The organism is Marinoscillum sp. (assembly GCF_965229915.1).
Lineage (GTDB): Bacteria > Bacteroidota > Bacteroidia > Cytophagales > Cyclobacteriaceae > Marinoscillum.
Map to the genome: position 1 here is coordinate 1338943 of NZ_CBDDJZ010000001.1, position 26790 is coordinate 1365732.

At 43.6% G+C, this 26790-nt stretch carries 19 protein-coding genes; 10 read left to right on the forward strand and 9 right to left on the reverse strand.

The genetic code is table 11. From position 1 onward, the window contains the following. Positions 1 to 648 precede the first annotated feature (648 nt). Positions 649 to 6747 (forward strand): CHAT domain-containing protein, encoded by a 6099-nt coding sequence (locus tag ACO067_RS05695; RefSeq protein ID WP_421871715.1) that lies wholly within the window; start codon positions 649 to 651, stop codon positions 6745 to 6747. Here ACO067_RS05695 and ACO067_RS05700 read toward each other — a convergent pair. After that, positions 6736 to 7209, reverse strand: coding sequence for a hypothetical protein (locus tag ACO067_RS05700; RefSeq protein WP_421871716.1), 474 nt, complete (start codon positions 7207 to 7209; stop codon positions 6736 to 6738). The two genes, ACO067_RS05695 and ACO067_RS05700, sit on opposite strands and share 12 nt — an antisense overlap. Positions 7210 to 7293: 84 nt before the next feature. Between ACO067_RS05700 and ACO067_RS05705 the strand changes: the two genes are divergently transcribed. The 3 genes from ACO067_RS05705 (at position 7294) to ACO067_RS05715 (ending at position 10396) form a co-directional block, all read left to right on the forward strand. Further along, positions 7294 to 8184, forward strand: coding sequence for a hypothetical protein (locus tag ACO067_RS05705; protein WP_421871718.1), 891 nt, complete (start codon positions 7294 to 7296; stop codon positions 8182 to 8184). A 384-nt stretch (positions 8185 to 8568) separates the two neighbouring features. Further along, complete coding sequence (locus ACO067_RS05710; RefSeq protein WP_421871720.1) at positions 8569 to 9453, forward strand: hypothetical protein; 885 nt, start codon at positions 8569 to 8571, stop codon at positions 9451 to 9453. Between the two features lie 4 nt (positions 9454 to 9457). Beyond that, on the forward strand, positions 9458 to 10396 hold the full coding sequence (locus tag ACO067_RS05715; protein ID WP_421871722.1) for a DUF6807 family protein: 939 nt from the start codon (positions 9458 to 9460) through the stop codon (positions 10394 to 10396). A gap of 173 nt (positions 10397 to 10569) precedes the next feature. On the opposite strand, the gene ACO067_RS05720 is transcribed toward ACO067_RS05715, so the two are convergent. Continuing rightward, entirely contained in the window at positions 10570 to 12240 is a 1671-nt protein-coding gene (locus tag ACO067_RS05720; protein WP_421871724.1) for a M56 family metallopeptidase, read from the reverse strand. After that, positions 12233 to 12610, reverse strand: a complete 378-nt coding sequence (locus tag ACO067_RS05725) for a BlaI/MecI/CopY family transcriptional regulator (protein WP_421871726.1) — start codon at positions 12608 to 12610, stop codon at positions 12233 to 12235. Before ACO067_RS05725 ends, ACO067_RS05720 begins: the two co-directional genes overlap by 8 nt. A 177-nt stretch (positions 12611 to 12787) precedes the next feature. Here ACO067_RS05725 and ACO067_RS05730 point away from each other — a divergent pair, with 177 nt between their 5' ends. Then, positions 12788 to 13762, forward strand: coding sequence for an NAD(P)-dependent alcohol dehydrogenase (locus ACO067_RS05730; RefSeq protein ID WP_421871728.1), 975 nt, complete (start codon positions 12788 to 12790; stop codon positions 13760 to 13762). A gap of 104 nt (positions 13763 to 13866) precedes the next feature. On the opposite strand, the gene ACO067_RS05735 is transcribed toward ACO067_RS05730, so the two are convergent. The 6 genes from ACO067_RS05735 to ACO067_RS05760 all read right to left on the reverse strand — a co-directional run bounded on the left by ACO067_RS05735 (position 13867) and on the right by ACO067_RS05760 (position 18675). Beyond that, positions 13867 to 14217, reverse strand: a complete 351-nt coding sequence (locus tag ACO067_RS05735) for a hypothetical protein (protein ID WP_421871730.1) — start codon at positions 14215 to 14217, stop codon at positions 13867 to 13869. A 21-nt stretch (positions 14218 to 14238) separates the two neighbouring features. Beyond that, positions 14239 to 14607, reverse strand: coding sequence for a hypothetical protein (locus ACO067_RS05740; RefSeq protein ID WP_421871732.1), 369 nt, complete (start codon positions 14605 to 14607; stop codon positions 14239 to 14241). A gap of 2 nt (positions 14608 to 14609) precedes the next feature. Next, complete coding sequence (locus tag ACO067_RS05745; RefSeq protein WP_421871734.1) at positions 14610 to 14972, reverse strand: hypothetical protein; 363 nt, start codon at positions 14970 to 14972, stop codon at positions 14610 to 14612. 70 nt (positions 14973 to 15042) lie between these two features. Beyond that, positions 15043 to 15537: a GbsR/MarR family transcriptional regulator gene (locus ACO067_RS05750; RefSeq protein ID WP_421871736.1), complete on the reverse strand. Its 495-nt coding sequence runs from the start codon at positions 15535 to 15537 to the stop codon at positions 15043 to 15045. A gap of 211 nt (positions 15538 to 15748) precedes the next feature. Then, positions 15749 to 16867, reverse strand: a complete 1119-nt coding sequence (locus ACO067_RS05755; RefSeq protein ID WP_421871738.1) for a glycoside hydrolase family 88/105 protein — start codon at positions 16865 to 16867, stop codon at positions 15749 to 15751. 50 nt (positions 16868 to 16917) lie between these two features. After that, the gene (locus tag ACO067_RS05760) at positions 16918 to 18675 is read right to left on the reverse strand and encodes a chloride channel protein (RefSeq protein WP_421871739.1); all 1758 of its coding nucleotides are present in this window, start codon (positions 18673 to 18675) and stop codon (positions 16918 to 16920) included. Between the two features lie 335 nt (positions 18676 to 19010). On the opposite strand from ACO067_RS05760, the gene ACO067_RS05765 reads away from it, so the two are divergent. From ACO067_RS05765 to ACO067_RS05785, 5 genes are all read left to right on the forward strand, one after another. Next, positions 19011 to 19607 (forward strand): inner membrane CreD family protein, encoded by a 597-nt coding sequence (locus tag ACO067_RS05765; RefSeq protein ID WP_421871740.1) that lies wholly within the window; start codon positions 19011 to 19013, stop codon positions 19605 to 19607. Further along, complete coding sequence (gene creD, locus ACO067_RS05770; protein WP_421878276.1) at positions 19597 to 20253, forward strand: cell envelope integrity protein CreD; 657 nt, start codon at positions 19597 to 19599, stop codon at positions 20251 to 20253. Before ACO067_RS05765 ends, creD begins: the two co-directional genes overlap by 11 nt. Then, positions 20250 to 20660, forward strand: coding sequence for a VanZ family protein (locus tag ACO067_RS05775; RefSeq protein WP_421871742.1), 411 nt, complete (start codon positions 20250 to 20252; stop codon positions 20658 to 20660). Before creD ends, ACO067_RS05775 begins: the two co-directional genes overlap by 4 nt. A 19-nt stretch (positions 20661 to 20679) precedes the next feature. Next, positions 20680 to 21270, forward strand: coding sequence for a M23 family metallopeptidase (locus tag ACO067_RS05780; RefSeq protein ID WP_421871745.1), 591 nt, complete (start codon positions 20680 to 20682; stop codon positions 21268 to 21270). A 92-nt stretch (positions 21271 to 21362) separates the two neighbouring features. Further along, complete coding sequence (locus tag ACO067_RS05785) at positions 21363 to 26789, forward strand: alpha-2-macroglobulin family protein (RefSeq protein WP_421871747.1); 5427 nt, start codon at positions 21363 to 21365, stop codon at positions 26787 to 26789. The last annotated feature ends 1 nt before the right edge of the window (position 26790 follow it).

The window sequence follows — 26790 nt, forward strand, 5'->3', positions numbered from 1 at the left end:
TCAGTTTACGGTCCTCACCCGTTCTCTGAACTTAAGGAAGACACTCGTTCTGCCTCCTCCCAAGCGAATTTTCTTTGCCTCTTATGTCATAAACAATAAAAAACCCCGACCCGCCAGTTGGCGAATCGGGGTTCTCAGCGCTCATAACAGTCTATGCTACACTAAGTATCCTTTCATTCGCAACTGCGATTTACAATCATTTTCATTTCGGTCTGGACGTAATTCCGACAGGGCATACTTCTCCCATCGACTTTCAGTCGTAAACAAAATATTATTCTGTACGATATGTATTCTCACCAAATCCATAAGCAATAAAAAACCCAGACTGGAAGGCCTGGGTTTCAATATCTTTAGTAATGATAAATCAACTTTCACCAGGCCAATATCCATCATAGCATACCAATAACATCCCTTCCGGGTTACTATCAGCTTTTATATGTTGAATAAATTGACGCATGTCTTCTATTTTTAATTGTGCTGCAATGATCGGAAAAGGATTTTTAAAAACCAAATATTATTCTGAATATTAACAAATATTCATTGGGAGACTACTTTAGACTTACTTATCCAACTTCAACTAATCTACCGAGATCACGGTATTTTCCCTTAAGGGCATTTCCTCTAGTTTTAGGCATTGAGATTACCGATATGAAACCAATCGCCTACATACCCATTTTTTTGCTCCTTTTTGTGTCATTTGACAGTCTGAGTCAAATCCCCTCCCGCCCCAATGCGTACGATGCAGACAGTCTGCGGACTGGTGAATGGCTGGTACTTTATGACAGTGCAGGTGAGCATGAAGTTTTTGAAATAGCAGATGCCAACACCTACTGTCTGGTCAATTTTAAAGAAAACCTTCCTACCAATCTGGTAGAGTGTTTCTACATGGATGGCATCAAGCAGTTTGAAGGACGACTGCTTTCTTTTGATCCACTCGTCAAACATGGAAAAGTCCTCTTCTTCCACCCTAATGGGCTGGTACATCAAGATGTACGGTTTGCATATGATTCACTCCATGGCCCGATTACTATCTACCATGACAATGGACTGGTGGAGTCTACAGGCGAAATGGTCAATAATAAACAAGATGGTTATTGGGAGTACTTCTATCCAAACGGGTCTATTCAGATGACTGTCTCTTTTGAAAATGGACTCGCGAATGGACCTTTCTCAGCCTATGACCTAAATGGCAACCTCCTAAAAGAAGGTACTCTCAAAAACGGTAAAAACCATGGAGACTGGAAATATTACTATGCCTCAGGTGAACTGAAAAGTACGGCCCAATGGGAAAATGACCTTTTGGTAGGTAAAAGTGTTTTTTATTACCCATCTGGAGAACTTAAAGAAATCAACTACAAAAAGAACGGTGAACTTCATGGTCACATTACCTCCTACTATGAAAATGGAAATAAGAAATCAGAGAGTACCTACAACGAAGGTAAGAGGTTCGGGAAAGCGACCTATTACCATGCCAACGGCCACATAGAATCTACCGGCAATCTAGAGGAAGACTTGTATGAAGGTAAATGGACCTATTACCATGAAAATGGAAAAATAGCCTCATCTGGACTATATCATGAAGATCAGCGTGTTGGTCATTGGAGGTTTTATAACGACTCTGGCTTCATTACCTCTGAAGGCTATCTCGAAGGGGGTCTTTGGGAAGGTTGGGCCCGACTTTATGATCAAAATGGAACGCTCACCTCCACAGGTACTTACAAAAATGACCTAAAAGATGGCTGCTGGGAATACTATGATGGTGGCCTGTTAACAGGAGTTAAATACTTCACACAAGATGTGCTCGACGGCTCTTATGATGACTACTATCCTAGTGGAAGGTTAGAAGCTAGCGGTAAACTCACTAGTGGCAACATGGACAGCCTATTTCTATTTTACTACCCGAATGGCCACCTATCCTCAGCAGAACGCTATTCTAATGGAGTGCTGAATGGTGAATCCACCACCTACTACGAAAATGGGCAGATCAAGTCTCAGGGCGCCTACCTCAATGGGAACAGGCATGGGCACACCCGGTTTTTCTTCGAAAATGGCCAGCTCAAATCAGAAGGCCGATATGAAGAAGGCAGTATCGAAGGACCATGGACCTACTACCATCCAAATGGTCAGGTTTCATCTCATGGTGAATATATAAACAACCAGTCTCAAGGCTACTGGAAGTATTATTATGACGATGGAACCTTGAAAAATGAAGGCTTGGAGCAAGAAGATAACCGCGAAAGGCACTGGATCTATTACTATCCCAATGGCCACAAAGAAATGGAAGGGCTCTTTACCCGTGATCTTCAGGATAGCCTCTGGACTTACTATAAGGAGGACGGCTCATTCAGCAGCACTTCGATGTACCATTTGGGCAAAGCCCTCAACTTCAGCACCTACTACGACAGTGCTACTAGCCTCGCAGATGCTGGTCAATTCAAGGCTGCATTTGAGATCGCTAAAATTGCTAAAAAGAAGAAAGAGGAACAGTTCAACAAGGACCACTACTCCTATAGTGATGTATACTCCCTATATGACTACCTCTACAAGAAAGAGGGCAACTATAAAAAAGCAATCAAAATGTCCAAAAAAGCTGTGAAGGCTGCTAGAACCAGCCAACCAGACACTTCTTCCTGGGTCACGGCCAACCTAAATTCATTGGCAGCCAGGTATCTCAATGCGCGTGACTACCAAAAAGCCTTGTCAACTGCTAAAGAACTGATGCAGATTGGTCTACAAACCAAAGCAGGCATTTTCTCCAAACCTTACGATCAGGGCCTCTATCAATACACGGAGACTTTGCAAAACATGGGGCAGAAAACAGAAGCCCTTCACGAATACAAAGATTTTGTGGAAGCTCAAATCGAAAGAGATGCTGACTCGATTGTCATTGCTGAAAATGCCCTCACACTTGTGCAAAGAGCTTACAACATAGACAGCAATGATTATGCGGTAAAAATGGCCACCTTCCTGATTGACTATTCGGAAAAGAAAGGCATTACCCAACACTACACCTATCCGCTAGCCCAATACCACAAAGCCAAAATCATCATGACTGACGATTATGATGGAGCGATTGACATCCTGCAAAAATCCATTTGGGACCATTACCAGGCCAATGACACCACGTCCAACCAGTTTTTTGAAACACTCAACTACCTGGGCAATTTTTATTATGGTAAAGCGCTTCTGGATAGTGCTCAAATCTTCTTCAACGAAGCACTTTGGAGACTCGATCATCCGTTCTTTTCAGAGTCCTACTTACGGCCCAAGATGCTCGCCTCCTCGGCCAAAAATGTCTACTTGCTCAATGACAATGCAACCGCTAAAGCACAATATGAGGAAGCACTAAACCTCTACAAGAAATTAGTAGAACCAGACCCGTACATCATGAGTATGGCCTATCAGGGATTGGCTCTGATTGCTCAGGATGCAGGCGACCAAAAACTGACTGAACAATACTTCAACAATGCGCTGAGTGTACTGGAGCACAAACAGGATTACCAAATGCAGTATGCGAATACGCTGTTGCTCTATGGAGAATACTACGAAGAGATGAACAAGTATGACAAGGCTCTGCAAAGACTGAATCAGTTGGATGCTTATCGCACAAGATTTCCCAAAGAAGAAAACCTGGGGGTGGCATCAGCCCACCTGAGAGGTGAGGTATACTACGAACTCCAGCAGTTTGATTCGGCCATCCACTATTTTCAATTATGTGTAGATCTGGCAAAGGACGACCCTTTCAGTGTTACGGAGGCTGCAGAAGCGCTAAGAGGAATTGCTGACGTGTATGAGGACCGAAATCAGGACTATGTCAAAGCTCAAACCTACAATTTGAAATCATTGCATCTTCTGGATTCAACTATCGGAAAAAACAACATTCCCTACATCATCACCTTGTCCGAAATCGCCCGGAATTTTGAATTCCAGAGACAACATGCCACTGCAATCAATTACCTCAATCAGCTAATAGAAATCTGCCCCAACATCGCAGGAAACAAACTTAGCTATGAACTATTTGCCCGGATAAACCTGGGAAAAAACCTGCGGAAAAACGGAAAGGTAAGTGAGGCTGTCAAAGTACTCAAAGAGGCGAAACAATCTTTTGAATCCAATGAGTTCACCTACTCCTGGGAGTATTCCTCGGCTTTACGCGAACTGGCTTATTGCTATGAAGAAGAACCCTTCAATGACCCTCTTAGCGCCGAGAAGTTGTTGCTGGCAGCTGCTGAGGTGGCAGAAAACTACTACGGTGAAGGCAATATGGGACATGCCTCTGCACTAGACAATCTAAGCTATTTCTACACCAGGACCTACGATTATGCACAGGCCAAAAAATACAGGCTGCAGTCAATGGAGATTGTAGAGAAAAGCTCAGGCAAAAACAGAGACTATGCAACTGATCTCAAAGCCTTGAGTTCTATCGAATACCATCTAGGAAACTACCCAATAGCCATTAATCTGATCAATGAGGCTATTGACATTTATGCTGGACTAGACCTGGGAAGTGAGGATTATATGAATGCAGTCTATAGTCGTGGAGAATACCTGGAAAAGCTTGGCCAATTTCAAGAGGCCATCGACGGATATCACAAAGTGCTTGAGCTGGTGGAAAAACGATATGGAGCATTTAGCTATGCCGTCAGCAATCCGTACGAGCTCATAGCCATGACGTATTACCGATGGAAGAAGCCTGACAAAGCGATGAAATACCTCAACATCACCGAAGCACTCTACGACAGCCTCCAAGCCAAACCGACCACTTACCTTGAGGTATTTAACATGAAGGGGTTGTGTCTGACTGATCTCAATCGGCACGAAGAAAGTAAAGCGTACTTTGAAAAAGCACTGAACATCGCCAATGAGCTTTGGCCCGATGATCCGGATGCCTCAGCAGTCTATCGCAACAACCTGGCTTTTTACTACCTGATTATTGGGGAGTTTGCCACGGCAGAAAAACTATGGCTAAGTGCCGAATCCATAGGTAAAGACGGAACACCTATCCAACAGGTGCGGTGGCTGGACAACATGGCCACTCTCTACCAATCATGGGGCAAAATGGATGAAGCAGCTACCTACTGGCAACAAACATTGGATATTTTGTTTGACAAGATTGAAACAGACTTTCCCTACCTCAGCGAAGAGGGCAAAGCGGCCTTCTGGGATGCTTACAAAGAAGATTTCGAATATTTTAACAGCTATGCCACCAAAGCAGCAGGGTTGGGCCGTATGAACGCCCTTCGGGATATGTATGACAACCATATTCGTACCAAGTCGCTACTGCTGAGCACCAGCACCAAAGAACGACAAAGAATACTCAGTAGCGGTGATAGTACACTGATTGCGCTCTACAAGGAATACCTTGGTCTGAAAGAACAACTCGCCAAGTACTATGGCTATACCAAAGAGCGACTGGCTGAAGAAGCCATCAATTTGAAGGCAGTAGAAACAAACATCAACCGAATGGAAAAGGTCCTGAGCATGGATGCTGAAGCACTGGCCTCTGCCCAGAAGGAATCCAAAATCCGTTGGAAAGACGTCCAACGCTCTCTTCAGCCAGGTGAGGCAGCCATTGAGATCATTCGCTACCGCCAATTCGATCGGGTAGTGACCGACTCAGTCATTTATGCTGCACTCATTCTCACTCCAGACACCCGCAATCAACCAGCACTGGTAACACTTGGTAATGGGTATGAATTGGAAACCAAATACCTGAAAGCTTATTTATCGTCCATCAAATACCAGGTACCGGATCAGTATTCGTACAGTCAGTTTTGGCAACCCATCAATGAGCAGTTAAAGGGAATCGAAACACTCTACCTATCTCTGGACGGTGTTTACAACCAAATAAGTCTTGGTTCCATTCCATTTCCGGATGGGTCTTACTTACTGGACCACTATGACGTGCGCCTGGTGAGTTCGACCAAGACTATACCAAGTTTAAAAAACGCGACCAAAAAGAATTTTCTGAGCAATATTGGATACTTATTTGGCTATCCCAAATACGACCTCAATCATGAATCGATAGAGCTGGAGCTGAAAGAGCGCGGCATCACTACTGCCCCTGCCTCTACCGAGCGAGCTACTGACATGCGCAATTTTAGCTTTGCTGAACTGCCCGGCACCAGGGACGAAACTACAGGTATTTATGACCTACTTGCTGATAGAAAATGGGAGATGAACCTCTACCTTCAAAATGAAGCGCTGGAAGAGGAACTGAAGCGCGTTTCCAACCCCAGATTACTCCATATCGCAACGCACGGGTTCTTCCTGGAAGACACCGAAGAATCATCCAACCCGATGCAGCTGGGCATCAACACCGAAACGAGTAGAAACAATCCACTGCTCAGGTCGGGATTGCTCATGGCTGGAGCTACCCAAACAGCCCAGGGCAATCACCTGGAAGGAATCGAAAACGGTGTATTCACAGCCTATGAAGCCATGAATCTGGATCTCACGGATACCGAACTGGTAGTACTTTCAGCCTGTGAGACGGGCCGTGGAGAGATCAAAAATGGTGAAGGGGTATATGGACTACAGCGTGCTTTTCAGATTGCTGGTGCTGAGGCCATCGTGATGAGCCTTTGGAAGGTGGATGACCGGGCCACACAGCTGCTGATGAACAGCTTTTATGATGCCTGGTTACAGAATCAATCGAAAGCACAAGCTCTGAAAACCGCCCAGATGAAAGTGAGAAGAGAATTTGCCAATCCCTACTATTGGGGTGCATTTGTGCTAGTGGAGTAACCCCTCCAGCTCCAGCTCATAGTCGTGCTGTAAATCTGCGTGAAGCGCATTAATGGACTTGCGAATGATTTGAATCTGGCGGAGATACAGGTTCTTTAACGGAATGCTTTTGTTGACAAACCCAGATTCATCAAGCTCTGAACAATAATGCAGCAGCAACTCCACCTCAGTTCGTTTCTGTTTTGAATAACGAATGTATTTTTTGGTATTTCGGAGAATCTTACGTGCACTCTTTTTCACATAATAGACGCTTGACGTGTTCATGTCCATAAAGTCCTCGGTAATTTCAGCCTTCACCCCTGAGATGTAGCTCTCTTCGTCGTGCGCTTCAAAAAGGAGATAGGTCAATAGCTCCTTGGTATCTTTCTTGAACTTGGCCATACTCAGACATAGCTCGATCAGGTCTTCTTTTTCCTTATGCTTGAGTTCGTCTTTCAGTTGCTTGACTGTTGCTGTGATCATTGGGTAAATTTAGAGGATAGATCTCAGACACTAGATATTGGATGTTAGACGCAAGACTGATAGACAAAGGGTATATTGCGAGATATGAAAATTCCTTATGTGCAATTCACGTTCCTAGTGGTGTTTAGTTGCTCTCTGGTGAGCTGCAATAGTCCAAAGACCTCTCCCAACCTGGATAAGAGAAATCAGGAAAGAATAGCGAACCTCTCAGACAGAATAGTCCATAGCATCAACCATTTTGATTTTTCGGTGATCAACAATAGCTGGAACAATGAAGCGTTTAAAAACCGTTTATCAAGCATTGGTCGAGTTCAGAAAAGTGTTTTTGAGCATCTCTTTGAGTCAAAGCTCAAATTTCATATCAAATCAGGTAATCTATCACTGATTCATGATATCAACGATTACAATGGGCAGGCTTCTTTTTTGACGCTCAATCACTTTGAGGAACACTCTGAACTGATACTCCTGGTCACTTTTCCAATGAATTATGACTTCATGAAATACCGGATTGAGATTATCAAAGGCAAGCTCGCGATTGTGGATTTTTATAATTTCAAGGACAATCTCTGGTATTCAGAGAGCATCATTAACTCCTTACAGTGGAATTCGGAATATGATGCCTACTCAAAAGAACGGCATAACGCCAATGCTGCCGTGGGACTGTACAAACAGGCGGCAACCAGGGAAGAGAAGAAAGCAGCCTTAAGAGCTTTAAACAACATTCCAAAGACAGATATTCTGGGAAACGAACTGAGTATCATGAAATTGACCCTCGCCATGGACTTGGGTGATACCATATATATGGGTGCGTTGGCTTCCGAATATGAACACAATCAAAGTTTATACCTGCAATATCTTTACTATTGGTTGACAGACACCACCAGACTCGGGGAGGTATACCAGTCAATTGAAAAAGAAATCGGGGAATCCATCTCATTGGATACGCTTTGGAACGGGGATCGTGTGTGGAATTGATCTGATTAATGAGTATTTTCATTGGCAATGAATACTTCAAAACTTCTGATATTTTTTAGCTTAATAGGTTATTCCGTTAGTAGCTTCACACAGTCAGCTGACTCGGTGCGATTGGTTAGATGGAATACGTCTGAATGCAATGATCAATATGATCCGAATAAGCTACTCAGCAGAATATTAAATACGGAAAAAGAAGGCGAATTGACTAGCATTAATATAGGTTTTAGTGATAACTGTTGTGTGAAATTTGACCCCACAATAACGTTTAAAGACAATCGCCTAATACTAGTACCTTACATCAATCCTGGAGAAGAAATTTGCATGTGCAATTGTTGTTTCTCAATCGAATATGTAATTGAAGGATTAACTGACCAAAGTTACAATGTGTATTTTAGAAATAAGAAATTGGAAATCACGGATGATTATTATGAAACATTTGACTCAAGTCAGTTAACCTATAATGGTGATATTATCAATAAAACTAATAAATACGGTTTTCAGGAAGGATTATGGATTAGTTTTTTTCCTGACAGCACAATAAGTACACTTGAAAAATATCCCGATAAAGTTCTCTATTTCGAAGCAGAAGCAGATTGGGCAAAAAGGTTTTATTCAAATGGAAAACTTAGATCCTATCATCGGAAGGATACATCACAGTCATGGTTAGAGTCGGGAGAACTGGCCTATGAAACAATTAAGTATCAGATAAATGATACAGTTTTCCACAGAACTTTTACTCTTTACGAGAATAGTCAACTCAAAGAGAAGTCGCTGACAAAAATATATCGAGTCTTGTATGATACATGCGATCGGTTAAAGGAGTATCGTAATGAAACGATATATAAGGAGTCCTATTACCAAAACGGTCAACCGAAATACTTGTATAGCCAAGACACAAGCTACCAATGGTATGAAAATGGTATCACTAAGGAGTTGACAATTGGCAAAGAAAGAATCATTCGATTCGATTCTAATCGAAACTTAACAAGCCGCGTGTTTCGATGGAAAAAACCAGGAAGAACCTGTGGTTATGCTTTGAGCAATAGTTTATATGTCATGTACGCCAATCGTAATGAAATTCAGGAAGTAAGACTTATTCGAGATGAATTAACAGATGATGGAACAGCCCTGGGTGTCAGCTATACCTGGCGATGGGATGAGGAGAACAACCTAATAGAGTCACCAAGAAACTGGAGTGAGGAGATGCCCTGGGAAAGGTTTTCATCTCTTCTTGAAGAATTCCATCAGAAGCAACAAATCAATAAATAATCTCATGAAACTCCTCACCACTCTCCTTTTCACTTTGCTCCTCACTTATGCTTGCTCCCAGCCAGTTCGACTGGACATCCAACCAGAAGGCGTGCTATTCACCGAAAACTCCGACACCATCCTTTTCCACCAAACGGCGGAGAAATCTCTGAACAGTGAGTATACACGGTCCAATTACATTCATCCACTCTACGCCTTGGATGGAGAAGTACTCACTGAAGACTTCCCCGAGGACCACCCACACCACAGAGGTATCTTCTGGGCCTGGCACCAGCTTTATGTAGGTGAAAAGCGAATTGGTGATGGTTGGTTGATTGAAGACTTCAAATGGGAAGTACTACGTGTGAAAGAACTATCCACAAAAACCAAAGCTAAAAGCGTCCAAACAGATGTAGTTTGGAAATCGCCATTGTGGACAGATGATACCGGAAACGAAAAGCCACTGGTTTCGGAAACTACCACCATCACCGTCCACCTAGCCAAAGCGAATTACCGCCTAGTGGACATCACGATTTCCATGATTGCACTGGAGCCCGACATGCGACTGGGAGGATCAGAAGAAGCGAAAGGGTACGGTGGATTTTCACCCAGAATCCGACTATCAGACAACATCATCTTCACCGGACCAGAAGGGCAGGTGGAGGCGCAAAACTTGCCGGTATCCGCTGGTGGCTGGATGGATATTTCTGGGTCTTTAGGAAAAGGTGGTTCACCTGCAGGTATCACGATCATGGCGCACCCAACAAATCCCGGTTATCCCAACCCCTGGATTCTACGCGCCAAAAACAGTATGCAAAACGCCGTGTTCCCTCACCCCGGTGCTCAGGCGATTCCACTTTCAGACACTGAACCTACAGTTTTGAAGTATCGACTGGTGATTCACATGGGATTGGAACCGGAAGTGATTGGTAAGCTGCATAAGGAATATAAAAAAGGTGATTAACAAAGGAAACTTCACTCCCCGAATCACTGCACAACACCTTTTAAAATCTTCTCATTTTGTGAGCGAGAGTAACAAGTATAAACAAAACAACTGCCTCCCTCCGGAGACAGTTGAATACTCGATGTGTACTAAGTTTTTTAATTGATTTAATCCTCTAACACCCCCACCCAGATCTACTGAATGGCAAACATGGAGCTGATCTGGAAACCATTTGGATCGCCAATCTGGATCATGACGGCATCTCCTTTCTGTGCATCTTTCAAGAGTCCTGCTAATTCAATAGAAGATTTCGGCATGATCTTTTTGTTCGTAATTTGTGTGACCATTCCCTTGCCTCTCATCAGGCTAACTGTAACATTTCCCGCTTGCTTTTCCAGCACGCTGAAGTCTACAAATTCGGAAATTACATATTCCAGTTCTACCTTAAACGCTTTATCCTTTAGCGAGGAAAAGGAAACGCCTTCTTGGCTGCTGACCGCCTTACCGTCTACAAAAAGATCCATCGGAGCTGGGGGCAAATCCATACGATTCGCTTTTTCCCAGTTATCACTTTCTCTGAAAAGTGGAAAATGATACAACTTGGTCACCTCAGCCGGCCCATCTATGATGTCGATAATGAGGTAATCCTCAAGCTCCGCCTGGCTAAGCAATTCACCAATATTGAAGGAAGCGCTTTCTTGCAGCTTCTTGCTCGCATGACCTACTTTCTGACCTTTTCGCACCAGCTCCACACCAACATGGATGTTGTCTTGTTTGTCATTGCTGATTTCAAATCTAAACTCACCCGCACTGTTTTTTAGCTTCGAAAACTCAAGACCTTTGTTCAATGGAACCCCGTCAATGAAAAATTGCATTTCGGCTATTTCACTAGCTGTCCGATCCATCTCACCTAAAGGTTGGCTAGTTAGAAATGCGTTGCTTTGTGCAGTCATCAGACCTACTAATAAGATGGAGGACAATGCTACTGCCACTTTTACTTTTCCGGTCAGTCCGGATTCTTTTACTTTCATCATGGTTATTCTCTTTTTGATAAATGATAAATTGAAATTGTGTACCAACCCGTATGAGTTGTTGCTGATCAATTGTCTCAATAGCAAGGTTTGGTACTCCACTAAGGAATAACCCTGGTTAATCATTTGCTTGTCTACAATGTATTCATGAGTTGCTTTTAGGGATTTTATCAGCTGCCAGACCACTGGATTAAACCAAAGGAAGGCCGCTATCAGTTGAACAAAAATTAAGTCGATCGAATGTCGCTGATCAATGTGTGTCTTTTCATGTGCCAGAATCTGATCAAATGAGGCATCGCTGCACGTCTCTTCAGGCACATACATGGCATTCAAAAAGGAAAATGGAGCCAGCTTGTAAGGCAGTTTCACCACCACCACTCCATCGATGATTTCCTGGACATGGCGCTTTCTTAAGCGATGCATCCAGGTATAGGTCCAGATCGTTCGGTAGATCAATGCAATCACTCCAACGGCATATATCAATAATACGCTGCTCAGTAGCCATTGCCTCACATCCATGGATGGAATGATGGAATACTGCTCTGGAGGATTTACCGCACCACTTCGGGCCTCAAAGACCCAGTTATCCAGTGACTGGTAATAAGCCATCCGCATGGCACTAAGCTCCGAAACTGGTCGGTTAATGACACTCTCGGCTGATGGCATGAAATCAAAACTCAAAAGCGGGATCACCAAAGCAAAAACCAGAATAGTCAGCAGAAAGAACCGATTGAGGTTAAAAAACGTCAATCGCTTGAGGAGTAGGGCATAAAACGTATACAGCAATGCCAGTGTCACACTAGCCTCCAGTAAGTATAGTATGAGCTTATCCATTTTTTTTCTGTGATTTTAACTCTTCCAGCATTTGTATGGCTTCATCCAGCTCCTTTTCATTGAGCTTCTTGCTTTCTGAAAAGAAACTGACCACTTGCTTCAGCGAATTATCATAATAATCCGTCACCAGACGCGAGAGCTGCCCCTTACTGTAATCTTCTTTCTCGATGAGTGGGTGGTACTGATGTGACTTGCCGTAGGCAGTATAGCCCACGATTTCCTTTTGCACCAACACCCTTACGATCGTCGAAACCGAATTGTAAGGAGGTTTAGGGTCGGGATATTGATCCAGTATATCCTTGATAAATCCTTTTTCAATATCCCAGAGGATCATCATGATCTTCTCTTCTGCCTTAGTGAGTGTAACCATTGCTTTTGAGTTTAGATTAATCAGCTATACAATAGTATAACTTAATTTTAAGTTTACCAACTTATTATTAAGTTTTATAATTTAATTTTAAGTTAAATCAACTGATTATGTCAATAAATGGAGGTTTTCCCATAGTTTCATTGATGATTAAATCAGCAGAAACACTATTTTACTCACATGAAGGCAGCAATTCGTAGAAGGTACGGCTCACCCGATCAGATCACAATAGAGACCGTGGACCAACCGATTCCTAAAGATCATGAAGCCCTGGTAAAAATTCATGCGACTACCGTCAACAGAACCGACTGTGCCAATCTTACCGCCAAACCATTCATTATGAGGTTCGTGCTCGGGTTCTCCAAGCCAAGAAAAATCACCCTGGGAACGGATTTTGCCGGTGAGATCGTAGCGATTGGTAAGGACGTAACTTCCTTTCAGGTTGGCCAACGCGTGTTTGGGTTTATCGACTTAGGTGCTGAGTCTCACGCAGAATACGCTACAATTACAGCAGACCATCTATTTCCTATTCCCGATAACATCACTTACAATCAAGCTGCGGCAAGTCTGGAGGGAGCCAACTATGCCTACACGTTTATTCATAAGGTATCGCTACAGCCTGGACAGAAGGTACTTATCAACGGAGCAACTGGAGGAATAGGCTCTGCCCTACTTCAGTTTGTCAAACAGTTTGATGTGGAAGTTGCAGCTACCTGCAATACCAAAAACATTGAGCTCATCAAATCATTAGGAGCTGACAAAACCTATGATTACACCAAAGAAGATTTCACTGCTGGCCATGAAACCTATGACTACATTTTTGATGCTGTAGGTAAAAGCACCTTTGGCAAGTGTAAACGGCTATTGAATAAAAACGGCGTATACATCTCCTCTGAATTGGGCCCCTATTCCCAAAATCTCTTTTATGCGGCAATATCCTTTCTGACAGATAAGAAAGTAATCTTCCCAGTTCCCTACAGCAAAGACAAGACCATTCCTTACATCAGCTCCTTGCTGGAACAACAGAAATTTCAACCAGTAATTGATCGGAAATATGAGCTAGAGAACATCCGTGATGCTTTTGACTATGTGCTTACAGGTGAGAAAACCGGGAATGTCCTTATCCAAATTACAAAAGCTGAAAGCCAAAGCTGATTATTCATACAATTCTTTTCACCTCATCATTTGGATCGACTAAATCGGTAAAGAACCTACAAACCCCGAATCGCCTCACCTAAACGTTTCTATGATGATCTTTTTCATGGCTTTTTATGGTATTGGTAGGACAAGATCATGAAGTATATGGCCAGTATCCATGGAATCACAAAAGCGAGCAATGTCGTGACCAGACGAAAGTCATCTGGTTCGATCATAGTAAATAGGGATAAGCACAACAAATTGGCTAGTGCCGCCAGGAAATAAACTCTAAATTGTCCATTAAGCACACTTTTGAAAGCGAAAAAAGCCCCTACTAAAAACTGGTACACCCCCACTCCAAACTGAAGATAAAGGATGAGCATCATCAGACCATTTTCAAAAATGGATGCGAGTAAAATCAACAGGATGGAAATGACAATTCCCAATTGAACATAATAATTAAAGGTTTTCATAGCCATTATTTTGTTTGATTATCAATTAGATACGGGCGACACTCGCTTCCACAGCAAATCTTCAATTACTACCAGGAAGTAGATGGCAAAAATCCACGGTACTCCAAAGACCAATACCTGCCATTGAAAATCACTAAGATCCAAACTCAATCCCAAGATGATCAGGAGAATCACATAGCCTTTGACGCCTACCCAGTAAATCGTTAGTAGCCCCTTGTTTCTTTTCAGCCGAGTTATGAGCATCCAGCTCATGCCATACTGATACACACCCAGCAGGAACATGAGCAGTCCTGCATAGAAATACCCAACGCCCTGATCAGGCCCTTGCAGTCCACATGCAAGGGCTACTAAAATCATCAGGCTTTGGATGTAAAAGTGAAGCTCTTTCATGGCTACTGAGCAGTTACTTCAGCTTGAGCTCTGTTACGCAGACGGAAAAAGACAAACAGGTTGAAGAAATGCATGCCGCCAAGAATCAGTATGATTGCCCCGATCTTTAGACTCAGCTTTTCAATCACCACCTGCACGGAATCAATTTCCCCCATAATCTGCAAGGTATAAACGGCATACCCGACATTAATCAGGTAAAAACCAACGATTAAAAGTTTGTTCACACTGTCAGCCAGTGCTTCATTTCCATGAAAAATATCAACCAGGAAAATTCGGCCATTATTAAATAATGTTTTTGCCACCCACACGGTGAGCACCACCGTGATTGGTAAATAGATGCCATAAGTTAAAATAGAGTAGTTCATGACTTTGATGTTTAAGTTTACTAATTATTGTATTTTCAGAAATATTTGAAAGTAATATTTAAAAAAATAGTCAGAGTTTCATCAGCAGTTTCAAAAACCAGTTTTGATCGGATTTTACAAACTTGTCCAGGACACCGTCCACCTTTTCACTAAAGTCCTTGAGTTCACCTGTCACCGCTTTAAATTCATCCACTTTCTTCCCACTGCCCTCTACTGCCTGCACCTGACTAAGCACTTTGATGATGGGTTCGATCTCTCGTTTTCTTCGTTCTCTTGATACCTGTCGCGCCAGCTCCCAAACGTCCTTATCAGCTATGAAATAGTCCTTACGATCTCCCACTCGGTTTTCCTTTGTGACGATTCCCCAATCCATCAGCGCCCGCACATTCATGTTCACATTACCTCGAGACATCTGCAGCTCATCCATGATATCGTCAGCAGTAAGAGGCTCTGGACTGATGATCAGCAGCGCATGTATCTGTGCCATCGCTTTGTTGATGCCCCAGTTGGAACCCAAGGTACCCCATGCTTGAATAAACTTATGTTTTGCGTCCAGGTAATCCATAGTGATACAAACGTACAGTTATTTTCTAAAGTTTCAAAACTTTTTGAAAGTTTATGAGTGGTGGGGTAGACACTATGTACAAACGTTTACTGAGCATGAAACCAATTCGTTTCCTTATTTGTCTTGGCCTAATGCTAATCTATGCGTTGATCAGCTCCCTGTGGTTTGGGTAAAAACTATTCACTGGTGTTACCGCCTGATCATTGTACTATTACTGCATCAATGTGGATGCAAACCAAAGCATCGGTGCCTGACCATGAAGATCTCCAGCCACCCTGGGACGCTGACGGTAGTATTCAGGATCCAGACTCTGTCCCGTACCCACACAAACTTCTCGGATATTTCCACGTGAGTCTAGATACTTGCACAAGGCATTCCAGGCGTTGACATAAGACCTGGTATAGGTCTCATCCAATAGTCCTTCTTTCACTCCTACAGCCATTGCAAATCCAAACATGGCCGTGGAGGAGCTTTCTTCAAATGAATCAGGCTTGTCAATCAACTGATGCCACATTCCATTTTCACCCTGATAGCTTAGAAGGGTTTTCATCATGGCTTTGTAGCTGTGGAGGAGTAATACATAATGTGGATTGGACTCGGGCAGTTCAGACAGGAGCAGGGCCAAACCTGCTGCTACCCATCCGTTTCCCCTACCCCAGTAAAACGGAGCCTCCGGACCATGATAGAACAATCCGTTAGCCTGCTGAAGCTTTTTCACATAAGTAGCCACAGTCGTGGCGGCACGGTCAAGATAGACTGGCATATTGGTGGCTCTAAACGCCTGCACCTGTAGTGCTGAAATCATGTAAATATCATCTATCCAGTAGCGGGTTTGATACGTCAGGCCATTGTCCAGTGTATCGCTCCATTGTCCATCAGCTAGATATATCCCCTGATGGTAAAAGGTACTATCAACGGTTTGCAGAAACATTTCAAGTGGTAATATCCCAACTACATTCGCATCCACATGATTGATGGTATTTCGAATGTGCGTGGTGTCTGTTTTTGCGTACCGCTGAACCAACCTGCTGATCATCACTGAATCATCCACCAGACCAGCAAAATCCAATGCACCAAACCCGGCGCACGCTTCTGCATAATGCAAAGCATATACATCAGGCGTATCGTACATCATAAAACCTGCTCTGGAAAGCAGGTTTTCCACTAGCAAGCTTCCCACCTCTTTCGGATCATTGGTGATCGTTTTTTGTGGAGAGCAAGCCGCAAGACTAATCAACAAAGTCCATGATCCCAGTAAAACAGCGAGACTCTTATAGGCATATTTAATCATGAGATAAATAAACCATTTATCAACCAAACACTTGGGCATGAAATCGAATCAAAAGCGGCACAATTTCTCTTGAATGATCGAGAAGCCGACTAGTCCATACTCAGGGTAACCAGTACATCTCTGTAGGCAGAAAGTAGCTTGGATTTACTAATGAATCCTACGTAATGTCCTTCTTGATCAACCACTGGGAGATTCCAGGCGGAAGTACGGTCAAACTTCTGCACAATCTGCTGCATGCTGTCAGTAGCCAATATCAATGCTGGTGGTTGTCGCATCAGTTCGCTCACAGTCAACTGATCAAACATCTCTTGTTTGAAAATAAAAGGTCTGGCATCATCCAATAAGACAATACTCACCAGCTTACCTTCATCGTCTAATACTGGGAAAATATTGCGTTTGGACTGTGCCACAGCATCTTTCAGAAATTCGCGTAGTGTGGCATGTGGATGCGTAGCTTTAAAGTCATTTTCCACAATACCTTTCATACTCAGCATAGATAAAGCCGCTCGATCCTTGTGGTGAGTAATCAGTTCGCCTCTTTTAGCCAACCGGCGGGTAAACAACGAATGAGGCTCCAGGTAATGAATTATAAGGTATGAAGTAGCCGAAACAAGCATAAGTGGCACAATCAGGTCATATCCACGGGTAATTTCAGCAATCAAAAAGACTGCCGTTAGTGGTGCATAAAACACCCCACTCATTACTCCTGCCATTCCCACCAGTGTGAAATTATCTTCAGACAACCGAACACCAAAAAAACCCATCATGTTCACCAACCTGGCTAGAAGAAACCCTGTGATCCCGCCCATAAAGAGTGATGGAGCGAAATATCCTCCAATACCACCAGCACCCAGAGTGAAAGCTACGGCGATAGCTTTCACTACCAGCACGATTGCCAGAAATATCAAAAAATGGACATGAAACTCATCGAAACTAGCAAAAATGCTATTGTGAAGCATAGCGCTGGACTGTCCAGACAGTATCTGGTTAATTGCACTATACCCTTCACCAAACAATGGAGGCAAACAAAAGATCATCAGAGCCGCCAGACCTCCCAGCACTATGGTCTTTTTCCAACCTTCACCCAGCCTCCGCCTGAGGCGCTCAGTGAGACGATCAGTCCATGAAAAGTAAAAAGAAACCAAAGCGCACAATACGCCCAAAATCAAGAAATAGGGCAGTTGTTCCACGACAAACGAACTGTGATGGGAGAAATCTAACACCAGATCATCACCCAAGAAAACCTTACCAATGATAGCTCCGATCACAGAAGCCACCAGCAATGGCAGTAATGAATTCATCGTAAGATCCAGCATTAGCACCTCCAGGGCAAAAATCACACCGGCTATCGGTGCATGAAAAAAGCAAGAAAGAGCAGATGCCGCTCCACAGCCGAGTAGTAGCACCCTGTTGGAAAAACTACCGCGAAACCATCGTGCAACATTTGACCCTACTCCCGATCCAGTCATCACCAGGGTAGCCTCCATCCCTACCGAACCTCCAAAACCAACTGTCAATACGCTTCCAAAAAGAAAATAAATGACATTTTTGATTTTGACGATACTTTTCTGTTGGCTGATAGAATAAAGGACATTGGTAATACCATGCGCAAATGACCCCCTATAGAGGTACTTTACCATAATCACAGACAGGCTGATACCCACTATGGGCAATAGGAAAAACCAGAAGTTGTGCGAGGAAGTATGAATGGCATTAGTGAGCGCTCCGTGGAGGAAATGAATGCCCAGCTTGATGCCCACGGCTAAAAATCCCACGATGATTCCCACTATTGCACTTAGTAGCAACACGAACTGACGATCATTCAGGTTTTTGGAACGCCAAACCATTATTTTACGCAATACGCGGCTCAAGACTCCAGTTTTTTTTATAGTTAGGAAGTTGGTTCCTATAAGATTAACACATCAGCAAGGGTGTAGTTCTTACTTATAAACGAAGGAACAGAAAACACTCCGAAATACTTAATATTCCTAGAAGTTTATCGCCCTCACAACCTTAAATGATCAATTACCGTTAGTAAACTTTGTATTTCAAAGTACTTTTATTTAATATGAATTCTGAATCAAACATTACCGAGCGAATTAATAACTGGATGAAGCATTCGGTTACTCTCAAATTAATCAGCATTACTATACTCATTTTGCTCCTACTAATTCCATCGTCGATGATAACATCAATCATTCATGAACGCGAAAATCTGAGTCAGGAAGCAATAAGTGAAGTAAGTTCTAAATGGGCCAATGCCCAGTTAATAAAAGGTCCTGTACTCTCCATTCCCTTAATCTATGAACTAGAGAAGAAGGATGGCATGGTTGAGCTGACCCGTTATCTACATGTGCTTCCCGAAGAGCTAAACATCAATGGGAAAATTGATCCAGAGCAACTCAAACGCGGGATCTATGAGGTGGTCGTCTACAAATCCAATCTATCAGTTAATGGGTCATTTTCCCCTGAGACCTTGATTGATCGGAATAATCTCAGAGAAGTCAAATGGGATCAAGCGTTTATAACCATTGGAATCTCAGATCTTCGGGGCATCAAAGAGGATATTATTTTAGATTGGAATAAGGAGCATATCAAAGCTGAACCGGGATCCAAAATCGCTGATCTCATCTCCTCTGGAGTTACCATTGACCTCCCAAAAGGATTTGACCCAACTAAGAAATCTATAGATTTTCAATTTAACCTTCAGCTCCAGGGAAGCGAAAACATGTCTTTTGTGCCACTAGGAGGAACTACCAATTATCCAACTGGAATCTAAGTGGAATTCTCCAAGTTTCAATGGAAACTTTCTACCGAACGATCGCAGTGTAACTCAAGAAGGATTTACAGCAAACTGGAAAGTACTTCAACTGAACCGTAATTATCCGCAGCAATGGATCGGGGATCAATACAGTCAGTCACTCAACCAATCAGCCTTTGGTCTAGACTTGATTCTTCCGCTCGATGATTATCAGAAAGCAATTCGTTCTGCGAAATACGCCATCATGACCATCGCACTTACCTTTCTCATTTTCTTTTTAGTAGAAATCCTTCATGGTCGCAAAATACACGCCTTTCAATATACACTGGTTGGACTTTCATTGTGCTTATTCTATATTCTGCTGATCTCCATCTCAGAACACTCCAATTTTAACTTTGCTTACGGTATCTCTTCTTTAGCAATCATTTCCATGATTTGGCTTTATTCCATGAGTGTATTCCGTGCAAGGAGAATATCAGCTTTGCTGCTAGTGGTATTATGTGGTATCTATGGGTTTCTCTTTGTCACCCTTCAACTAGCCGATTATGCATTGCTGATGGGTGCTGTTGGGCTCACTGCCATATTGGGAGCCACTATGTATTTCACTCGAAATGTCAACTGGTTTGATCTCAGCACTCAAAAACTTAAAACTTCAGCCGAATGAGACTACTAACTATGAAATCGGGGCAAGTTAGGGTTCTCCCCTTCCTCTTCTTCTTCCTATTTATCGGCTACATCATTTACGCTGCTGATGCAGACAATGGTTCCTGGCTGATCGAAACGGCAAAGACCATCAAACACGGTGACAAGCTCGGCCACTTCTTACTTTATGGAATACTAAGCTTTCTGCTCAATGTTGCCTTGAACCATCGCAAGATTTCATCCATTCGGGTTCCTATTGGCTCCATTCTGGTGTTGGCTTTTGCGCTGATAGAGGAGTTCACTCAACTGGCATTTGCAAGTAGGACCTTCGATTGGGTAGATATGCTTTGTGATGTGGTGGGGATTGGTTTATTTGCACTCATCACCTATGGAAAATCACAGACAAAAGCTCCGCCAACAAGTATTTAAACCAACTAGTGTCATATTATTGTCATTTCTCCTGGGGTGTAGCTCATCCCAGGAGAAACTCCTCCTCATCCCAGTGGACCAATACGACCGACATAACTCCTCTCTGATACAACTCACCGAAATCGGTGATTTCGGTATACAACGAGTAGCCAGGCCTGGTATTCCAGCCCATTTACACACAGGCATAGACATAGCGCGTCCTTCCAATAACTACATGCATGAACCAATATTCCCCATAGCCAAAGGACGAGTTATCAGCAAACGAACGGACGGACCCTATGCGCAACTCATTTTGGAGCACCAGCTGCCTTCTGATACCTTTTGGACCCTTTATGAGCACATCGCAGAAATACTCGTATCTCCCGGACAAGAAGTGAATACCTCCACTGAACTTGCTCGGTTCTTTAACCGGCAAGAGCTCGATACTCACGGTTGGCAGTTTGATCATTTTCATTTTGAAATCTTAAGGACAGCCCCACTCCCGATTCAGCCAACTGAAGACACTCCAGATCGGTATTTCCTATCGAGAACACTTCAGTGCTATACAGAAGCACAACTCCTGACCCATTTTTACGATCCAGTCTCTTTCCTGAAAAACCCACAGAAATAGCACATTCTTAACGGTTGCTGTCTGATTATTTTGTAATTTCAAACGTTACTTACCGATTCCAATTTATCAAACAGATTTAACCTGCTTTTTCAATGGCTCATCCATTTAGATCCACCATTTTACCGGTCATCTTCCTTGTACTTTTTGCTTGTGGAGGTAAAAAATCCGAACAACCAGACACTTCTGAAATCGAATATTCAGAAGAAGTAGCTCAAATGATCAATAAGATCACCTCTGGAATCATCTCTCCCTACGACCCGATTGTGATACAGTTTAATGAGGATATGATCACTCCTGAGCTGCGCAACACGAAAATCGAAAACCCATTTACCTTTTCACCAGATATACCAGGAACTGCACTCTGGACTCAAACCAACCGATTGCAGTTCACACCTGACGAACCACTCAAAAGCCGAATCAACTATACAGGTAAGCTGAATCTTGAAAAAATCAATCCAAACCTGAGTGTAAAAAGCATAGACCTGAAGTTTTACGTTCAGGGACAGGAAATCAGCACGTTTACTGGAGATCTTGAACTAGTAAGCCCCACAGATCCGAACAAACTGGTGTATCGGGGGAAGATCTCTTTTTCTCAACCACTGGAGCTGGAAAAGCTACAAACCGCAGCAACTTTCGAAAACGCTAAACTCAATTGGAATCAGGAAAACGACAAGACCTTCAGCTTTGTCACGGACCCATTGCTTCGCCAATCGAGAACGACCCGCTTCTTGTTCACCCTGGACAGAGAGCTGCTGAACCTCACCGAATCGTTGGAAAAAACAATCGAAGTGGTTCCTCTGAGTAAGCTAGAGGTTAGTGCGCTGGAAAAAGATGAAACTGGAAAAGCTCCGAAGGTGATGATTAAGTTCTCCGATCAGTTGGACCCTGGACAGGACATCAATGGATTCGTCTCAGTCACTCCCGATGTGGAGTTCAACATTCAAAAACTCGGCAAATACGTCATTCTGGATGGTGACTTCCGTTTTGGGAACAGTTACAAAATCAGTATTGCGAAAGGTGTGAAAAGCCGTTGGGCCACTACTAGCGAACAAGCTTTCTCAGAATCAGTAAAGTTTGCCGACATAGCTCCGCAAGTGGAGTTTGCCTCCTCTGGGGTGTTCATGCCCACTAGTAACAACAAAAACCTGCAGTTTCTCACTACCAACCTCAAAAAGGTTCATGTGGAAGTTAAAAAGGTCTTCAACTCTGATATCGATCAGTTCTTCAGAAGTGAAAACATCAAGAGTGGAACCAATAGAAACAATGAATTCAACAACACCTACGTATCATCGGTAGGCGCCATCATTTACAATCAGACGTTTGAGATTGGAGATGAAAAGAACAAATGGCTTTTACATAACCTGTCGCTAGACAATGTGCTTACCAACTACGACAATGGATTGTACCTGATCCGCATCAACTTCAACCCGCAGGACGTGCTCGTGCCTATAGAAGGTGAGCCGCTCCAGTACATCCAAAAATACGGACAGGTGTACAAACCTTTGACGATTTCTGATATCGGTCTACTCGTCAAACGAGAAGGCAACGAGGAATACCAAGTATACACCACCGACCTGAAATCTGGTCAGCCTATGCCAAATGTGAGGGTCACTATTCAGCGCTATGACAAGTCCTACTCTCGCACTACTAACAATGAAGGTAGAGCATCAATCAGTGCCTCCTCCTACATCCAACTAGTTAAAGCGGAAAAAGACGGTCAGATCAGTGTGATCAAACCCAACGAAATGCAATGGAATAACTCCGGCTTTGACGTGGGTGGTCTGAGCGAATACGAACTACAAACGCGAGCATTTATCTATACGGAGCGAGGTGTCTACCGTCCGGGAGATTCCATTAACCTCTCGTGTATCGTTCGGTATCAAAACAAATCCAATGCGGATAATATCCCGGCTTACCTGAAACTGTATAATCCTGAAGGCACACTCGTCATGGAGATGACACAAAAAGGAGCACGGGATGGTTTCTACAACTTCAATCTGGGCACCAATCAAAACGATCCTACAGGCAACTGGAATGTACAGATCAATGTAGGTAACAAGTATTTCTACCACAACCTGAAGGTAGAAACCGTAGTAGCCAATCGACTAAAAGTCAAAGTGACTCCCGATCTGAAAGTGCTAAAACCCGAAAACAAACAGCTCAAGTTTTCTGTAGAAAGTAAGTACCTCTTTGGAGCTCCAGCCTCTGGCTTGGCTTATGATACAGAAGTAGAAATCTTCGATATCACCACGGCCTTTCCAAAATTCGGTGAGTACAATTTCTTCAATAACAACGTTGAATTTCAAGATATCAAAACAGAAATTCGATCCGGTGTACTCTCTGAGGATGGTACTGCCAACATCACCTGGAACATCCCCAATATGAGTCAGGCACCCGCTCCACTCAAAGTGAAAATCACAGCCACCGTACAGGAAGATGGTGGCCGACCAAACGAATCATGGAGTTATCTGGACCTGCATCCATTCTCCAACTATGTGGGTATACAAGATGATGGTTATTCTTATGTGCAGTTAAACGCTGAACAGAAAATCCCCGTAGTATTGGTTAATACCGATGGCGAAGCAGTAACAGGCAAAGAACTGGTATACCGAATCTATCGCAACAGTAAATACTGGTGGTACCAGTACGATAGCTACAGAGAATTCAAATTAAGATACAAAACGGATAAGCATTCTTATCTGGTAGAAGAAGGGACCATTACTTCTGCTACGCCGTTCTCGTCTATTCCATTCAGACCTACGCAAAGTGGACAATACCTGATTGAGGTTCAGGATGCTTCCGTGCCTATGGGCCATACTTCCAGCATCTTCATGAGCGCATATCCCTATGGAGGAATTCCTTCTGGCGATGAAAACGCCGGCACCCTGAGTCTGAGGAGTGATAAGGAAACCTATGAAGTAGGTGAAGACATCATAATCACCTTCCCATCACCTCGCCAGGGTAATATCCTGATGACTGTGGAGCAGGGCAATGACATCCTAAGAAGCACATGGATTGCCCCTAAGGACCAGGAGAACATGAGGCTCCAACTCAAAGCCACCAAAGAAATGGCGCCAAATGTCTATGTGAGCATCACCGTATTGCAGGATCATTCCCAGACGGTAAATGACCGTCCTATCCGCATGTTTGGCATACTACCTATCAGTGTGGTAGATCCGGACACCAAACAGGAGTTGGTCATTGCTATGGACGAAGAATTACTACCAGAGCAGGAGTTTGAAGTGAACGTGAGCACTCTATCAGGTAAGCCTACGCAGTTTACAGTGGCCGTAGTGGATGAAGGATTGTTGGACTTGACCGGTTTCAGAACACCGGACCCATGGAAAGAATTCTTCAAGAAAATCCGCCTGGATGTGGAAACCTACGATCTGTTTGGGCATGTTATTGGAGCTAACTCTGGAGACGTATTCAAAACCTTTTCTATCGGTGGAGATATGGATTACCGGGAGTCCCAGTTGGATCCATTTGAGAAGAAAAAACGATTCAAGCCAGTCTGTATGTTTGAGGGACCCATGCTCACCGATGGATCTGGTAAGGCCACTGTCAAATTCAAAATGCCAAACTATGTTGGATCCGTACGAGTGATGGTAGTTGCTGCCAAAGGAAACTCCTATGGCTCTGCTGAAAAGACCGTACCAGTGCGAAGTGACCTGATCATACAACCGACCATTCCAAGAGCACTAAAACCTGGCGATGAGTTTACCGTTCCGGTGAATGTCTTTGCCACCAAAGAAAACCTTGGCACCGTGGACATTGCCATTGCTACTGAAGGTCCTCTGGAAGTAGTAGGAGACGCGTCAGTTAAGCATACTTTCGCTTCTGTAGATGATCAGATGTTCTCCTTTAAGGTACGTGTAAAAGACGCAGTAGGCCAGGGCAAAATCATGATCACAGGTAGAGGAAGTGACACCCGCAGTACATTTGAAGCGGATGTTCCCGTCAGCCCAAGTGCCAGCCGCATTTACCAATCAGAGGAAAAAGTGATCAAACCGGGTGAGACCATCACATTTGATCTGCCAAAAGTGGGACTGGACGGCACCAACAACGCGCGCCTGAAGCTGGCAGTATTCCCGAACATGGATTTTATGCATCGACTGGATTACCTGATCCGATATCCATACGGCTGCATCGAGCAAACGACCTCCTCGGTGTTTCCGCAGCTAGCGTTGAAAACATTGTTTAAGAACAATCCAAGCCGACAAAAAGAAATAGACAAAAACATCAATGCCGGAATAGACAGGTTGCGGATGTTCCAACTGTCAGACGGAGGATTCAGCTATTGGCCAGGAGGTAACAGTGCCAGTGAGTGGGGCAGCAACTATGCCGGCCAGTTTCTCATAGAAGCGAGAAAACAAGGATACGTTGTACCAGACCTGATGTATGATGGGATCGTTCGCTACCTCGAACGTCAGACCAAGCGTGGCTCCAGGGACTCGCAGTACCTGATGACACGTGTCAACAGATGCTTTGTGCTGGCACTGGCTGGTAGTGCGCCAATGGCAGAAATGAACCTGCTCAGACAAAATAACTACGAGGAAATGTCCAATGTACAGAAGTGGATGCTGGTCACCTCCTATTCACTTGCTGGAGCACAGGATAAGGTGCGAGATCTTATCGGACAGATACCGATGACGGTAGAAGAGTACCAGGAGTTTGGTCATACCTATGGCTCTACTAACAGGGACCTGGGTATTATCCTGCGTTGTTTGACTATACTGGAACGAAATGAAGATGCTGAACTGCTGGCTAAAAGCATTGCCAAGGTGCTCTCAAGTCACTACTGGTATTCCACACAGACAATCGGTCAGATGCTTTTGGGAATTGGGAATTACTTTGACAAGGCGGGTATATCGGCAACCGATGACCTGATCATCGAAGGATTGGTAGAGCTTCCCAATGGTAAAACCGAAACCATCAAGTCTGTAGACACTTATGACCTCTATATCAATGAAGGCTATGGACAGCAAGTTAAAGTATCGCTCAACAGCAGTGTGAATACCCAGCAACTTTACGCTACCATGTCCAGCAATGGAGTACCGCTAAAAGACAATACTCCGGAGGAGAATAAAAACATTAACCTGGAAGTAGACTGGTTCAATGAAAGTGGTGAAACCATTGATATAACCAATGTGAAGCAAGGAAGTACATTCTATGGTAGGTTCCGAGTTTTCAACAAGAGTGTGACACCAACCATAGAAGAAGTAGCCCTAATGCAGATCTTGCCTTCAGGCTGGGAGATTGAAAATACCCGACTAAACGGTGAAGTTGCTTCCAGTTGGATGGCTGGATGGATCACTGGCAAGGAAGAGTATCTGGACATTCGTGACGACCGAATCATGTGGTTCTTTGATCTGCAAAAATCAAAACTGGATTTTGTGGTGAAAGTAAATGCCATTACTGCAGGAAGTTACATCATGCCAGGTGCACGATGTGAAGCCATGTACAATAATGACTATCTGGCTACTAAAGCAACAAAAACCGTGACTGTGACAAAGTAGC

What these genes read in the sequence shown, in the direction of transcription:
- ACO067_RS05695 (WP_421871715.1), top strand. Translation starts at nt 649, where the DNA reads ATGAAACCAATCGCCTACATACCCATTTTTTTGCTCCTTTTTGTGTCA.
- ACO067_RS05700 (WP_421871716.1), bottom strand. Translation starts at nt 7,209, where the DNA reads ATGATCACAGCAACAGTCAAGCAACTGAAAGACGAACTCAAGCATAAG.
- ACO067_RS05705 (WP_421871718.1), top strand. Translation starts at nt 7,294, where the DNA reads ATGAAAATTCCTTATGTGCAATTCACGTTCCTAGTGGTGTTTAGTTGC.
- ACO067_RS05715 (WP_421871722.1), top strand. Translation starts at nt 9,458, where the DNA reads ATGAAACTCCTCACCACTCTCCTTTTCACTTTGCTCCTCACTTATGCT.
- ACO067_RS05720 (WP_421871724.1), bottom strand. Translation starts at nt 12,240, where the DNA reads ATGGATAAGCTCATACTATACTTACTGGAGGCTAGTGTGACACTGGCA.
- ACO067_RS05725 (WP_421871726.1), bottom strand. Translation starts at nt 12,610, where the DNA reads ATGGTTACACTCACTAAGGCAGAAGAGAAGATCATGATGATCCTCTGG.
- ACO067_RS05730 (WP_421871728.1), top strand. Translation starts at nt 12,788, where the DNA reads ATGAAGGCAGCAATTCGTAGAAGGTACGGCTCACCCGATCAGATCACA.
- ACO067_RS05735 (WP_421871730.1), bottom strand. Translation starts at nt 14,217, where the DNA reads ATGAAAACCTTTAATTATTATGTTCAATTGGGAATTGTCATTTCCATC.
- ACO067_RS05740 (WP_421871732.1), bottom strand. Translation starts at nt 14,607, where the DNA reads ATGAAAGAGCTTCACTTTTACATCCAAAGCCTGATGATTTTAGTAGCC.
- ACO067_RS05745 (WP_421871734.1), bottom strand. Translation starts at nt 14,972, where the DNA reads ATGAACTACTCTATTTTAACTTATGGCATCTATTTACCAATCACGGTG.
- ACO067_RS05750 (WP_421871736.1), bottom strand. Translation starts at nt 15,537, where the DNA reads ATGGATTACCTGGACGCAAAACATAAGTTTATTCAAGCATGGGGTACC.
- ACO067_RS05755 (WP_421871738.1), bottom strand. Translation starts at nt 16,867, where the DNA reads ATGCCCAAGTGTTTGGTTGATAAATGGTTTATTTATCTCATGATTAAA.
- ACO067_RS05760 (WP_421871739.1), bottom strand. Translation starts at nt 18,675, where the DNA reads ATGGTTTGGCGTTCCAAAAACCTGAATGATCGTCAGTTCGTGTTGCTA.
- ACO067_RS05765 (WP_421871740.1), top strand. Translation starts at nt 19,011, where the DNA reads ATGATAACATCAATCATTCATGAACGCGAAAATCTGAGTCAGGAAGCA.
- ACO067_RS05775 (WP_421871742.1), top strand. Translation starts at nt 20,250, where the DNA reads ATGAGACTACTAACTATGAAATCGGGGCAAGTTAGGGTTCTCCCCTTC.
- ACO067_RS05785 (WP_421871747.1), top strand. Translation starts at nt 21,363, where the DNA reads ATGGCTCATCCATTTAGATCCACCATTTTACCGGTCATCTTCCTTGTA.